The 13,144-nt window shown below is 64.6% G+C and carries 13 protein-coding genes; 6 read left to right on the forward strand and 7 right to left on the reverse strand.

What is annotated here, in order from left to right; genetic code table 11:
- Positions 1-212, reverse strand: a 212-nt coding sequence (locus tag OCK02_RS05850; protein ID WP_263812228.1) for an aldehyde dehydrogenase family protein, incomplete at its 3' end; no start/stop codon positions are given.
- On the opposite strand from OCK02_RS05850, the gene OCK02_RS05855 reads away from it, so the two are divergent.
- Positions 211-351 carry a hypothetical protein gene (locus OCK02_RS05855; RefSeq protein ID WP_263812229.1) on the forward strand — a complete coding sequence of 47 codons (141 nt, stop codon included), beginning with the start codon at positions 211-213 and terminating at the stop codon, positions 349-351. The two genes, OCK02_RS05850 and OCK02_RS05855, sit on opposite strands and share 2 nt — an antisense overlap.
- A 20-nt stretch (positions 352-371) precedes the next feature.
- Here the strand turns inward: OCK02_RS05855 and araD1 are convergent, their stop codons facing one another.
- The 4 genes from araD1 to chvE all read right to left on the reverse strand — a co-directional run bounded on the left by araD1 (position 372) and on the right by chvE (position 5,432).
- Positions 372-1,367: an AraD1 family protein gene (gene araD1, locus OCK02_RS05860; RefSeq protein ID WP_230808024.1), complete on the reverse strand. Its 996-nt coding sequence runs from the start codon at positions 1,365-1,367 to the stop codon at positions 372-374.
- 133 nt (positions 1,368-1,500) lie between these two features.
- Positions 1,501-2,709 (reverse strand): multiple monosaccharide ABC transporter permease, encoded by a 1,209-nt coding sequence (mmsB, locus tag OCK02_RS05865; protein ID WP_230808023.1) that lies wholly within the window; start codon positions 2,707-2,709, stop codon positions 1,501-1,503.
- Positions 2,709-4,244 (reverse strand): multiple monosaccharide ABC transporter ATP-binding protein, encoded by a 1,536-nt coding sequence (mmsA, locus tag OCK02_RS05870; protein WP_263812230.1) that lies wholly within the window; start codon positions 4,242-4,244, stop codon positions 2,709-2,711. The genes mmsB and mmsA overlap by 1 nt, the downstream gene beginning before the upstream one ends.
- 117 nt (positions 4,245-4,361) lie before the next feature.
- Entirely contained in the window at positions 4,362-5,432 is a 1,071-nt protein-coding gene (chvE, locus tag OCK02_RS05875) for a multiple monosaccharide ABC transporter substrate-binding protein (RefSeq protein ID WP_263812231.1), read from the reverse strand.
- A 267-nt stretch (positions 5,433-5,699) separates the two neighbouring features.
- On the opposite strand from chvE, the gene OCK02_RS05880 reads away from it, so the two are divergent.
- Positions 5,700-6,716: a LysR family transcriptional regulator gene (locus OCK02_RS05880; protein WP_263812232.1), complete on the forward strand. Its 1,017-nt coding sequence runs from the start codon at positions 5,700-5,702 to the stop codon at positions 6,714-6,716.
- Positions 6,717-6,725: 9 nt separating this feature from the next.
- Positions 6,726-7,235 (forward strand): hypothetical protein, encoded by a 510-nt coding sequence (locus OCK02_RS05885; protein ID WP_263812233.1) that lies wholly within the window; start codon positions 6,726-6,728, stop codon positions 7,233-7,235.
- 43 nt (positions 7,236-7,278) lie between these two features.
- On the opposite strand, the gene OCK02_RS05890 is transcribed toward OCK02_RS05885, so the two are convergent.
- Positions 7,279-7,527 (reverse strand): hypothetical protein, encoded by a 249-nt coding sequence (locus OCK02_RS05890; protein ID WP_263812234.1) that lies wholly within the window; start codon positions 7,525-7,527, stop codon positions 7,279-7,281.
- Positions 7,528-7,878: 351 nt separating this feature from the next.
- On the opposite strand from OCK02_RS05890, the gene iolG reads away from it, so the two are divergent.
- The gene (iolG, locus tag OCK02_RS05895) at positions 7,879-8,871 is read left to right on the forward strand and encodes an inositol 2-dehydrogenase (RefSeq protein ID WP_263812235.1); all 993 of its coding nucleotides are present in this window, start codon (positions 7,879-7,881) and stop codon (positions 8,869-8,871) included.
- 106 nt (positions 8,872-8,977) lie between these two features.
- Here iolG and OCK02_RS05900 read toward each other — a convergent pair whose 3' ends face one another.
- Complete coding sequence (locus OCK02_RS05900) at positions 8,978-10,195, reverse strand: ROK family transcriptional regulator (RefSeq protein ID WP_263812236.1); 1,218 nt, start codon at positions 10,193-10,195, stop codon at positions 8,978-8,980.
- 244 nt (positions 10,196-10,439) lie between these two features.
- Here OCK02_RS05900 and xylF point away from each other — a divergent pair, with 244 nt between their 5' ends.
- On the forward strand, positions 10,440-11,477 hold the full coding sequence (xylF, locus tag OCK02_RS05905; RefSeq protein WP_230808015.1) for a D-xylose ABC transporter substrate-binding protein: 1,038 nt from the start codon (positions 10,440-10,442) through the stop codon (positions 11,475-11,477).
- Between the two features lie 351 nt (positions 11,478-11,828).
- Complete coding sequence (locus tag OCK02_RS05910; protein ID WP_263812237.1) at positions 11,829-13,142, forward strand: sugar ABC transporter permease; 1,314 nt, start codon at positions 11,829-11,831, stop codon at positions 13,140-13,142.
- The last annotated feature ends 2 nt before the right edge of the window (positions 13,143-13,144 follow it).

A 13,144-nucleotide genomic window follows, 5' to 3' on the forward strand; every position in this document is an offset into this window, starting at 1 on the left:
GCGGTCTTCTTCAGGATCGCATGGCGCTCGAGGATGCCGGAACGCGACCAGCCCGGAAAGGCGGCCTTGGCGGCGGCGATCGCCGCCTTGGCATCGTCGGCGGACGCACGGGCATATTCGCCGACCACGTCGTTGGTGTTCGACGGGTTGATGTTCTTGATCGCATCGCTGCCGACCCATTCGCCGGCGATCAGGTTCTGGTGGATGGTCATGGGCAAGGCCCTCCTGTCTCATCGCGACCCGGCGCGGACGCCGCGCCCGGGTCTGTTACTGGAGCATTTCCAGCCGAAACGGGATCGCTTCGACGTCGGACAATGCGGCAAAAACTACAATCTGGAGCAATTCTGGTGAACCATTCCACCGGAGTTGCTCTAGAGTTGCCGGATTTCGATCTTTTCTTCCTTGGCAATTGCCAGGGGATTGCGCAGCGGCAGGCCGAAACCGTCGGCGCCGATCTCGAAGACGTCACCTTCCTGCGTCTTGACGCCGTCGCCGAACGACAGCGTCGCGGTACCGAACATGTGCACATGCACCTCGCCCGGCTGGCGGAACAGGTCGTACTTGAAATGATGGTATTCGAGGTTGGCGAAGGTGTGCGACATGTTCGCTTCGCCCGACAGGAATGGCTTTTCCCACAAGACCTTGCCGTCGCGGACGATGCGCGAGAAGCCGCGAATGTCGTCAGGCGCAGCCCCGATGCGGATCTCCGGGCCGAAGCTCGCCTGGCGCAGCTTGGAATGGGCCAGCCACAGGTAGTTCACCCGCTCGGTGACGTGGTCGGAAAATTCGTTGGCGACGGCGAAGCCGAGGCGGAAGGGCTGGCCCTTCGACGAGATGATGTAGATGCCGGCCATTTCCGGCTCCTCGCCGCCATCCTCGGCAAAGGAGGGCGAGGTCAGCGCGCCGCCCGGGGCCACGGCCTGCGTGCCGTTGCCCTTGTAGAACCATTCCGGCTGCACGCCCTTTTCGCCCGGCTTCGGCTTGCCACCTTCGAGACCCATCCTGAACATCTTCATGGAATCGGTCAGCGTCTCGGCGGCGGCCTCGGTCGTCTTCTTGTGCATCGCGTCACGGGTGGCAGCCGAGCCCAGATGCGTCAGGCCGGTGCCGGTCAGGTGCAGATGGGCGGGGTCGGGATGGGTGATCGGCGAGATCAGCCGGCCTTCGGCATAGGCCTTCTCCAGGTCGATCGCCTCGCCATAGCCGTGCGCCTCGATCACCGCCTTCAGGCTCTTGCCGCCGTCGGCGGCTTCCATCGCCAGCGCATGCAGGCTCGCTGCGTTCCTGACGGCTCGGGCGCCCTGCCCGTCCTCGCGTGCGGCCACCGTGATCGAGCCGTCGGCATTCTTCAACTGTGATACCAGCATGGTCCTTGTCCTTGTTCGTTCGCGACGGCTCGCCTCCGCAAGGCTCCGCCACCGGCGCGACAGTTGCCGCGCCGCCCGACCGCCCCGCGGCCCGATTGGTTGACGACGGTGCGGCTGTCCGGCGCTGGGCCGATCAGCCCTTGTTCTTTTGGTAGACGTCGAAGAACACGGCAGCGAGCAGCACCAGACCCTTGATCAGCTGCTGGTAGTCGATGCCGATGCCCATGATCGACATGCCGTTGTTCATCACGCCCATGATGAAGGCGCCGATCACGGCGCCGGTGATCTTGCCGACGCCGCCGGAAGCCGAGGCGCCGCCGATGAAGCAGGCCGCGATCACGTCCAGCTCGAAGCCGACGCCCGCCTTCGGCGTCGCCGAGTTGAGGCGCGCGGTGATGATCATGCCGGCGAGTGCGGCCAGCACGCCCATGTTGGCGAAGGTGTAGAAGGTCAGCCGCTCGGTGTTGATGCCCGAAAGCTTCGCCGCCTTCTCGTTGCCGCCCATGGCGTAGATGCGCCGGCCGACGGTCGAGCGGGTGGTGACGAAGGAATAGAGCGCGATCAGCACGCCCATGACGACCAGCACGTTCGGCAGGCCGCGATAGGTCGAGAGCTGGAAGCCGATGAACAGCGCTACGACGGTGATCACGGCCATCTGGATTGCGAAGAACACGAAGGGCTCGTTCTCCGTTCCATGCGCCTCGTTGATCCGCCGGCTGCGGAATCCGGCCCAGATCGCCAGCGCGACGAGGACGACGACGGCCACCAGCGCGACCATGTTCTTGATGGTCTCGGGCGCGGGATTGAGGAAGTACAGGAAGTCGGGCACGAAGCCGGTCGAGAGGATCTGGAATTCCTTCGGGAACGGACCGATCGGGCGGCCACCGAGCACGACATAGGTCATGCCGCGGAAGACGAGCATGCCGGCCAGCGTGACGATGAAGGCAGGGATCTTCTGGTAGGCCACCCAGTAGCCTTGCGCCGCCCCCATGATGGCCCCGACGATGAGACATGCCGGAACCACGACGATGGCGGGCAGGCCCCATTTCACCAGCATGATCGCCGAAATCGCGCCGATGAAGGCGACGATCGAGCCGACCGACAGGTCGATGTGCCCGGCGACGATGATCAAGAGCATGCCCAGCGCCATGATGACGATGAACGAGTTCTGCAGCACCAGGTTGGTGATGTTGACCGGCCGGAACAGGACGCCGTTCGTCAAGATCTGGAAGAACACCATGATAACCACGAGCGCGACGAGCAGGCCGTACTCACGGATATTGTTCTTGAGATAGTCCCCGATGGACGGTTTCGAAGTTGGAGCGCTGGTATCGGCGACCATTAGTGTTTCTCCCCGGAGCGCATGATGGCGCGCATGATGGATTCTTGGCTTGCCTCCTCCTTGGAAAGCTCCGCGACGATACGTCCTTCATTCATGACATAGATGCGATCGCAGGTTCCAAGCAGCTCGGGCATCTCCGAAGAGATCATCAGAATGCCTTTACCCTCGGCTGCAAGCTGGTTGATGATACTGTAGATTTCAAACTTGGCGCCGACGTCGATGCCGCGGGTGGGCTCGTCGAGGATCAGCACCTCCGGATTGGTGAACAGCCATTTCGACAGCACCACCTTCTGCTGGTTGCCGCCGGAGAGGTTCACCGTCTCCTGATAGATCGAATGCGAGCGGATGCGCAGCTTCGAGCGGTAGTCGGTGGCGACCTTCGTTTCCTTGTGGTCGTCGATGATGCCGTTCTTGGAGACGGCCTCGAGGTTCGACAGCGTGGTGTTCTGTTTGATGTTGTTCATCAGCACGAGACCGAGATGCTTGCGGTCCTCGGTGACGTAGGCCAGCCCCGCGTCGATCGCCTTCGGGATCGTGCTGACGTCGACCGGCTTGCCGCGCATATAGACTTCGCCGGTGATCTTGTGGCCCCAGGACTTGCCGAACAGGCTCATCGCGGTCTCGGTGCGGCCCGCGCCCATCAGCCCGGCGATGCCGACGACCTCGCCGGCGCGGACGTTGAAATGGATGTCGTGCAGGAACTGCCGGTCGCGGTGATGCTGGTGGAAGACGTTCCAGTTCTTCACTTCCAGCAGATTCTCGCCGATCTTCGGCTGGCGCGGCGGATAGCGGTCTTCCATGTCGCGGCCGACCATGCCCTTGATGATCCGGTCCTCGCTGATGTCTTCCTTGTGACAGTCCAGCGTCTCCACCGTGCCGCCGTCGCGCAGGATCGTGATCTTGTCGGCGACCTTCTTGATCTCGTTCAGCTTGTGCGAAATGATGATCGAGGTCATGCCCTGGGCGCGGAACTCCATCAGGAGCTTCAAAAGCGCCTCGGAATCCTTTTCGTTCAGCGACGCGGTCGGCTCGTCGAGGATCAGCAGGCGCACCTTCTTCGACAACGCCTTGGCGATCTCGACCAGCTGCTGCTTGCCGACGCCGATGTCGGTGATGAGGGTGGCCGGCGATTCCGTCAGCCCCACCTTCTTCAGGAGATCCTGCGTGCGGACAAACGTCTGCGGCCAGTGGATCACGCCATTGGTGGCGATCTCGTTGCCGAGGAAGATGTTCTCGGCGATCGAGAGCAGCGGCACCAGCGCCAGCTCCTGGTGGATGATGATGATGCCGAGTTCTTCGCTGTCGGCGATCGTGGCGAAGCGGCGCAGTTCGCCGTCATAGTGGATTTCGCCCTCGTAGGTGCCGGCAGGATAGACGCCGCTCAGCACTTTCATCAGGGTCGACTTGCCGGCACCGTTTTCGCCGACCAGCGCGTGGATCTCACCTTCGCGGACCTTGAAGCTGACGTCGTCGAGCGCCTTGACGCCTGGAAACGTCTTGGTGATGCTCCGCATTTCGAGGATGATGTTGTCCATGTTCAGGCATTCCCGCAGCATTCTGCGTGCGACGGTCTGGAGCCAGAGTCTACAGGCTCCCCCGCCAAGATAAAAGGGTCCGCAACCGATCGCGGACCCTCCGATTTCAGACCGCTATCAGTTGTTGATCTGATCTTCGGTGTAGTAGCCCGCGCCGACCAGGATGTCCTTGGCGTTGGACTTGTCTACGGCGACCGGCTTCAGCAGGTAGGACGGAATGACCTTGACGCCGTTGTCGTAGGTCTTGGTGTCGTTCACTTCCGGCTCCTTGCCGCCGAGGATGGCGTCCGTCATGTTGACGGCGACCTTGGCGAGCTCGCGGGTATCCTTGAACACCGTCGAGTACTGCTCGTCGGAAAGGATCGACTTGACCGACGGCAGCTCGGCGTCCTGACCGGTGACGATCGCCATCTTCTGGTCGCCCGAGCCGTAGCCGACGCCCTTCAGGGCCGAGAGGATACCGATGGACAGCCCGTCATAGGGCGACAGGACGCCATGAACCTGTGCATCCGTGTACGTCGAGGACAGCAGGTTTTCCATGCGGGCCTGGGCGACCGCACCATCCCAGCGCAGCGTGCCGACCTGGTCCATGCCCTGCTGGCCGGACTTGATGACGATATCGCCGCTGTCGATCAGCGGCTGCAGAACCGACATCGCGCCATCGTAGAAGAAGAAGGCGTTGTTGTCGTCAGGCGAACCGCCGAAGAGCTCGACGTTCCACGGCTTGACGTCGCCGAACTGGGCCTTCAGGCCGTCGACGAGGCTGGTCGCCTGCAGGACGCCGACCTGGAAGTTGTCGAAGGTGGCGTAGTAGTCGACATTGCCCGAATCGCGGATGAGGCGGTCATAGGCGATCACCTTGACGCCGGCGTCGTGCGCCTTGGCCAGGATGTCGGACAGCGTGGTGCCGTCGATGGCGCCGATGACGAGGACCTTGGCACCCTTGGTGACCATGTTCTCGATCTGGGCCAGCTGGTTCGGAATGTCGTCGTCGGCGAACTGCAGGTCGGCCGTGTAGCCGGCCTCCGTGAACAGCTTCTCCATGGTCTCGCCGTCGGAAATCCAGCGGGTCGAGGTCTTGGTCGGCATGGAGATGCCGACGGTGCCCTTGTCCTGCGCAAACGCAGGGACAGCAAACGACGCCACGCTGATGGCAGCCGCAGCAAGAAGCGAAGTGATCAATTTCATTATAAAGTCTCTCCCTTGTACAGGCCTGACTCCACGTCCAGACCGAATTCAGTGCTTCGCTGCCCGCTGTCGCAGACGACGGTTTCCAACGGAGGAAAAGGATAATTACCCCTCCCGGCCTCAACTCCCTTGGGCACGAGCGCACCTGGCGGCAAACTCTACCGAAACGCTATATCTGTCAAATACAATAAGCTTCTAATCCCATACCAAAAACGATATACTGATCGCCAATGATATGATTTTTGCGTGAAGGAACACGGTTAACACATGCACGAAGCCATATTCGTCGGCCAGCCGACGCCCGAGCGCCCCGCGGACGACCAGCTCGGCGTCGGGCTGCTGCGCTCGGGACTGAAGCTGAACCACCTGCGCATGATCGTCGCGATCGACCAGCACAAGCAGGTCAGCGCGGCGGCCGCGGCCCTCAACATCTCCCAGCCGGCGGCGTCGCGAATGCTGACGGAGATGGAGAGTATCGTGAAGGTTCCGCTCTGTGAACGGGTTTCGCGCGGGGTCGAACTCACCCAGTTCGGCCAGGCCTTCGCCCGCCGCGCCCGCACCATCCTGCTGGAACTGGACGAGGTCGACCGGGAAATCGCCGCGCTGAAATCCGGCGCCGGCGGCACGGTCTTCCTCGGCACGGTGGCGGCACCGGCGATCAGCCTCGCCGTGCCCGCGATCCAGCAGGTCAGCGCCGCCTATCCCGGCATTGAGGTCAACGTCCGCATCGAGACGAGCAACGTGCTGGCCCGCGAGCTGATCTCCTCGAGGCACGACTTCATCATGGCGCGCGTGCCCGACGACCTCGACCCGCGCCTCTTCCACGTCCAGGAGATCGGGGTGGAGAAGGCCTGCCTGATCGTGCGCAAGGGGCATCCGCTGACCGAGAAGGATACCGTGTCGCTGACGGACCTGCCCTCCTACGACTGGGTGTTCCAGCCGCCGGGAACGCTGCTGCGCCGGCGGGTCGAGGAGCTCTTCATCGCCGGCGACGTTCCCCTGCCGGCGACGGTGGTCAACACCGCCTCGCTGCTCCTGACGGTGGCGCTCGTCTGTTCCTCCAATGCGATCGCCCCGATCGCCCTCGACATGGCCGAGTTCGTCACGGGGAACGGCGGGGGTCCGAGCGAGGTGCGCATCCTGAAGACCGACTTCGACATCGACATCAAGCCCTACAGCCTCATCTCGGTCAAAGGCCGGGAGCTGCCGCCGAGCGCCAAGCTGTTCTATGATCTGATTCTCCAGCGCAGCCGGATGCTCTTTCCGGACCGTGCGGACGGCTGAGGACGACGGATGTTCGGCAAGAGCGTATTCGAGAGCGTGCTGGAACGCCTGCGGGAAGAAGAGGACGCCGAGCAGGCCGCCCCCGTCGAAGACACGGGCGAAGCTGTCCGCAGCGCCCATCCGGACTTCACCGTGCTGTCCACCGGCCGGCCTTCGGTCGCGCCGGGCGCTGCCGCAGCCGCCTATCGCGACCTGGACGGCTTCGACGCGCCTGGACGGGCCGAACCTGTCGCGCAGGCCGACCCTCCCGCCGAGGCCATGCCGGCCACGCCCGAGCCGCCGCCGCATCTGTTGCGGACCGGGCCGGAGGCGATCGCCGCCGATCTCGGCCTCACCGGGAAGGAGACGCGGGCACAGCTGGCAGACATCCGCCGTGCCTTCGCCCGCGACAACCACCCCGACACCGCGCCGCCGGAGCTGCGGGAAAACGCCACGCGGCGCATGATGATCGCCAACATGCTGATCGACGAGACGCTGCGGCGGATGCAGGCGGAGACGTCCCTGGGCCTTCGCCGCTAAAGCATGTCGCGTAATAGATCGCGACACGCCTTGGAGCCCTCCGTCACGTCTCGCCGTCTTCCTCCGACGCCTTTTCCTCCGGCGCCTTCTTCTCAGGCATGCGCGCCTCGTCCGGCTTGTAGAACAGGATCAGCTGGGCGAAGGCATAGGCGCTGACGACAAGGAAGATCAGCCCCCAGGTCTCCTGGCCGTTATAGTACTCGACCGCCGTCCAGGCCGCGCAGCTCCCCACGATCAGAAGCCGCACCCAAAGCGGACGATAGACCGGATGGGTCGGATCTATGAATTTCATGAGGCTGGCTCCCGTTTTTCTCCAGTGCCCTCTTAGAGCCATTCCTTGCCAAAGGAAAACCGGTTCTGTCGTCTCCAATGAAACATGGTGCCCGATCGGGCGGCACGCCCATGCAGGAGATGCGGGAAGCGGCTATGTTTTCACCATGCAAACGGCAATCCGGCCCTTGACGAGACAGGTCCGAAATGGAATGAATATTCCACGGTAGAGAGAATTCAGACTACATATTCCATATCGGTTATGTCGGACCGATCCTCGCCCGAATCCCGCCTGGCGGCGGGCGCGATCCGGGGAAGCGCAGAGCCCCGCCCCTGCCGGACGGAACCGTCCGGCTACATGAGAGCACGACAGATGACCGTCAGATTTGGTCTCCTCGGCGCCGGCCGCATCGGCAAGGTTCACGCCAAGGCGGTATCCGGCAACCCCGACGCCACCCTCGTCGCCGTTGCCGACGCCTTTCCTTCGGCCGCCGAGGCGATTGCCGCGCAATATGGCTGCGCCGTGCGCACGATCGACGAGATCGAGGCGGCAGGCGACATCGATGCCGTCGTCATCTGCACCCCGACCGATACCCATGCCGACCTGATCGAGCGCTTCTGCCGGGCCGGCAAGGCGGTCTTCTGCGAAAAGCCGATCGACCTCGACGTCGAGCGCGTGCGCGCCTGCATGAAGGTCGTCAAGGAGACGAACGGCAAGCTGATGGTCGGCTTCAACCGTCGTTTCGACCCCCATTTCATGGCCGTGCGCGCAGCGATCGACGCCGGCAGGATCGGGGACGTCGAGATGGTCACGATCACCTCACGCGACCCCGGCGCCCCGCCGGTGGACTATATCAAGCGCTCCGGCGGCATCTTCCGCGACATGACCATCCACGATTTCGACATGGCCCGCTTCCTGCTCGGCGAGGAGCCGGTCGCGGTCACCGCGACGGCCGCCGTGCTGGTAGACAAGGCGATCGGCGCGGCCGGCGACTATGACAGCGTCTCGGTGATCCTGCAGACGGCGTCCGGCCGGCAGGCGATCATCTCCAATTCGCGCCGCGCCACCTACGGCTACGACCAGCGCATCGAGGTGCACGGCTCGAAGGGCATGGTGGCTGCGGAAAACCAGCGCCCGGTTTCCATCGAGGTCGCCACCGGCGACGGCTACACCCGCCCGCCGCTGCACGATTTCTTCATGACCCGCTACACCGCAGCCTATGCCAACGAGATCGCCGGTTTCATCGCCTCCCTGGAGAAAGGAGCACCGCTTGCCCCCTCCGGCGCGGACGGTCTCGCAGCGCTCGTCATCGCCGATGCGGCGCTGGCATCGGTCAAGGAAAAGCGGCAGGTCGCGATCTGCTGACGACGGTTCCTCCCAGCAACTGGCCGGGCTCCGAGCCCGGCCTTTTTTTTTGCGCCCGGCTCCCCGGCCGGGCCGGGCGGGATCGCCGCCCCTCACCCTGTACCCGTCACTTGTCGCCCGTTACCGGCCGTTCTCCTGCGAGCATCCGGTCGACCTGCGTCAGCGCCCGGTCGAGATGCCCCTCGAAGACGAGCGTCGCCTCGTCCGGCGCGATGGTGATCGCGGGCATGCCCTGCAGGCGCCCCTGCTGTGTCTGCATCAGCCCTTCCTCGATCCCACGCGACAGGAGATCCATGAAGCGCGCGCCCAGCCCGGTGATGGTGACCGGCATGCTCTCGTGCAGGCTGAAGACACGCGACAGGCCCTGGCCGAGCGCAAGGCCAGCCTGGCGGAAGGCATATTCCGACATCCGGTGCCCCTGGCGGGCCCGCAGCGCGATCTTGTCCATCTCCGCAAGCGGGACGAACTTGGCCGGGATCGTGTCCGGCGGCACCTCGAAGGCGGTGCGCAGGATGCCGTAGAACCCGGCAGAGGCCTCGATGCAGCCCTGCGCGCCGCAGCGACAGGCCTTGCCGTCGGTGGCGTGCAGCATGTGGCCGAAGTTGGGGGCGGACACCTTGAGGTCGCCGTCGGCGTCACCGCTGGCGATGCCAAGCCCGACGCTGTGGCCGAGCGACAGCGCCGCCAGCGACCGCCCGCCCTCGCCCGCCTTCTCCGCCCGCCGGCCGAGCGCATGGGCGACGAGCAGCGTCTCGTTGCTGAGCGTGACGGAGGACCATTCGCAAAGGACCGACGCGAAGTCGATCTCCGCGGCCCCGAAGACCGGCGACCAGAGGAGCCGCGTCGCGGTCGGATCGACGATGCCCTTGCTGCTGATCGAAACGGCGAGCACGCGCTCGCGGCCAAGCGCGGAACGCTGCAGCGCCTTGGCGAGCCCTTCCCGCAACGTGACGACGAACCGCTCCGTCGAGGGATCGGCATGCTGGCGCGGCTCCTCGAAGCGATCGATCAGCGTGCCCGCATAGTCGGCGAGCGAATATTGCACGACGTCTGAGGAGATGCGCACGGCGACGAGATAGCCGCAGTCCCGTCGCGGGCTGAAGAGCACCCGCGGGCGGCCGCGGCCGCCGGCGCTCTGGTGCTCCAGCCTCTCGATGATCCGGGCCCGCTCCAGCTCGGCGGTGATGGCCGAGACCGTGGCGGAGGCAAGGCCGGTGCGGGCGGAGAGTTCGGTATGCGACTGTGCGCCGAGCCGGCGCAGCGACGCCAGCACCAGCGCGCTGTTTTGCTGACGCACCAGCTCGGTGCTCGATCGCGTCAGCATGCAGGAACTCCGATCTCGATGCGCACGTCCAACGAATGCTCCTCCCAAAGCATCAGTTGCAACCCTCCACAAGGGCCAGACCCCCTTGTTGACAGCCTTCGCAACATCTGACATTTATTTTCTCGACTGTCGAGAAAATTCCGGGAGAGCTTGAGGGCAGGGAATTTGCGGCAGTGTCCTGGTTGGTCGTCGACGGTGACGGGAGGGTTCGTCCGGACGGCCGGCATTCATTTGGGAGGATGAAATGAAATCAGTTCTGAAGCTGATGGCAGGGGTTGCTGTCATCGTATCGCTGCACTCGGTCGCGCAGGCAAAGGACCTCGTGGTCGGCGTTTCCTGGTCGAACTTCCAGGAAGAGCGCTGGAAAACCGACGAAGCCGCGATCAAGGCAGCACTCGAAGCCTCCGGCGACAAGTACATCTCGGCCGACGCCCAGTCGTCCGCCGCCAAGCAGCTGACCGACGTCGAATCGCTGATCGCCCAGGGCGCCAACGCCCTGATCGTGCTGGCGCAGGATTCCGACGCGATCGGCCCGGCGATCGAAAAGGCCGCAGCCGAGGGCATCCCGGTCGTCGGCTACGACCGCCTGATCGAGAACCCGGCCGCCTTCTACATCACCTTCGACAACAAGGAAGTCGGCCGCATGCAGGCCCGCGAGGTGTTCAAGGTGAAGCCGGAAGGCAACTACGTCTTCATCAAGGGCAACTCCGCCGACCCGAACGCAGACTTCCTCTTCTCCGGCCAGATGGAAGTGCTGAAGGAAGCGATCGACGGCGGCAAGATCAAGAACGTCGGCGAAGCCTATACCGACGGCTGGAAGCCCGAGATCGCCCAGAAGAACATGGAGCAGTTCCTGACCGCCAACGACAACAAGGTCGACGCGGTCGTCGCCTCCAACGACGGCACCGGCGGCGGCGCGATCGCAGCGCTCGACGCCCAGGGGCTGGCCGGCTCTGTGCCAGTCTCCGGCCAGGACGCCGACAAGGCGGCGCTGAACCGCATCGCGCTCGGCACGCAGACCGTCTCGGTCTGGAAGGATAGCCGCGAACTCGGCAAGCGCGCGGCCGAAATCGCCGTCGAACTCGCCGGCGGCAAGAAGATGGAAGAGATCGCCGGTGTGACGACCTTCGACGGCGGTCCGAAGGGCGTTGCCATGCAGTCGGTCTTCCTGGCGCCGCTGCCGATCACCCAGGAAAACCTGAACGTCGTCATCGACGCCGGCTGGATCTCCAAGGACGAAGCCTGCCAGGGCGTCAAGGGCGACCTCGCCGCCTGCAAGTGATCCATCCGGACGAGGGTGAAACCGACCTCACGAGCGCCGCAACGCGACCCGTTGCGGCGCTCGTGCGAACGACACGGCAGCCCTGCGCAGACGTTTCACAAGTGGTATCGTCGAGGCATTGACCCCATCGTCCCCTCTCCCGCAAGCGGGAGAGGGGACGATGGGGTCGCCGGCAGCGCCACAAGCTCCTTCTCCCCGTCTTGCGGGGGGAAGGTCCCGGCAGGGGGATGAGGGGCGAACGCCTCTCGCAAGGGCAGCGACCCGACACGGGCAGGCTACCTCCCTACATGCGTCCTGTCGGGCGGGGAGCGGCAAAAACAACAAATACGACGTGGGGGGAAAGGCACAGAAATGGCCGACATCACACAAACACGCCAGGCAAACCGCGCCCGGAATGCGGATGAAAATCCGATCCGGCGCTTTTTCCGGGCAACCGAGATCGACACCCGCCTGCTCGGCATGGTCGGCGCGCTCGTCATCATCTGGCTCGGCTTCCAGTTTCTGACCGGCGGATTGTTCCTGACGCCGCGCAACCTGTGGAACCTGACGGTGCAGACCTCCTCCGTCGCCGTGATGGCGACCGGCATGGTGCTGATCATCGTCACCCGCAACATCGACCTCTCGGTCGGCTCCGTGCTCGGCTTCTGCGGCATGATCATGGGCGTCATGCAGGCGAAGATCCTGCCGCAATATCTGGGCCTCGAGCATCCGGCGATCTGGATCATCACGCTTGGCTGCGGCGTCCTCGTCGGCGCCGCCATCGGCGCGCTGCAGGGCTCGATCATCGCCTTCCTCAACGTGCCCGCCTTCATCGTCACGCTCGGCGGCCTGCTCGTCTGGCGCGGCGCCACCTGGTTTGTCACGTCAGGCCAGACCGTTGCGCCCATGAACGCCACCTTCCGCCTGATGGGCGGCGGCACCGAGGGCTCGATCGGCGCGACCGCCAGCTGGATCGTCGGCATCCTCGCCTGCGTCGCCATCGTCGGCGCGATCCTCAACTCCCGCAAGCAGCGCAAGCGCTTCGGCTTTCCGCTGCGCCCCGTCTGGGCGGAGTATTTCCTGTCGGTGCTCGGCTGCGTGCTGGTCCTCGGCGCGGTCGCCATCGCCAACGCCTACTACTGGCCGACCAACATCGCCCGCCGCTATGCCGACGCCAACGGCATCGCCTGGCCCGACGGCGGCCTGCAGATCTCGCACGGCATCGCCATTCCCGTGCTGATGGCGATCGCCGTCGGCATCGTCATGACCTTCATCGCCACCCGCCTGCGCTTCGGCCGCTACGTCTTCGCCCTCGGCGGCAACCCGGAAGCGGCCGAACTGGCCGGCATCAAGACCCGCTGGGTGACCGTCAAGATCTTCATGCTGATGGGCGTGCTCTGCGCCATCGCGGCGGCAATCTCCACCGCCCGCCTCAATGCGGCGACGAACGCCCAGGGCGAGCTCGACGAGCTCTACACGATCGCCGCCGCCGTCATCGGCGGCACCTCGCTCGCCGGCGGCGTCGGCACCATCGCCGGCGCCATGATCGGCGCCCTCGTCATGCAGTCGCTGCAGTCGGGCATGGTGCTTCTCGGCATCGACAGCCCGTTCCAGCGCATCGTCGTCGGTGTGGTCCTCGTCGTCGCCGTCTGGCTCGACACCGTCTACCGCGCCCGAGCCAAGTAAGA

It is taken from the genome of Rhizobium sp. TRM96647 (genome assembly GCF_025780115.1).
Taxonomy (GTDB): Bacteria; Pseudomonadota; Alphaproteobacteria; order Rhizobiales; family Rhizobiaceae; genus Mycoplana.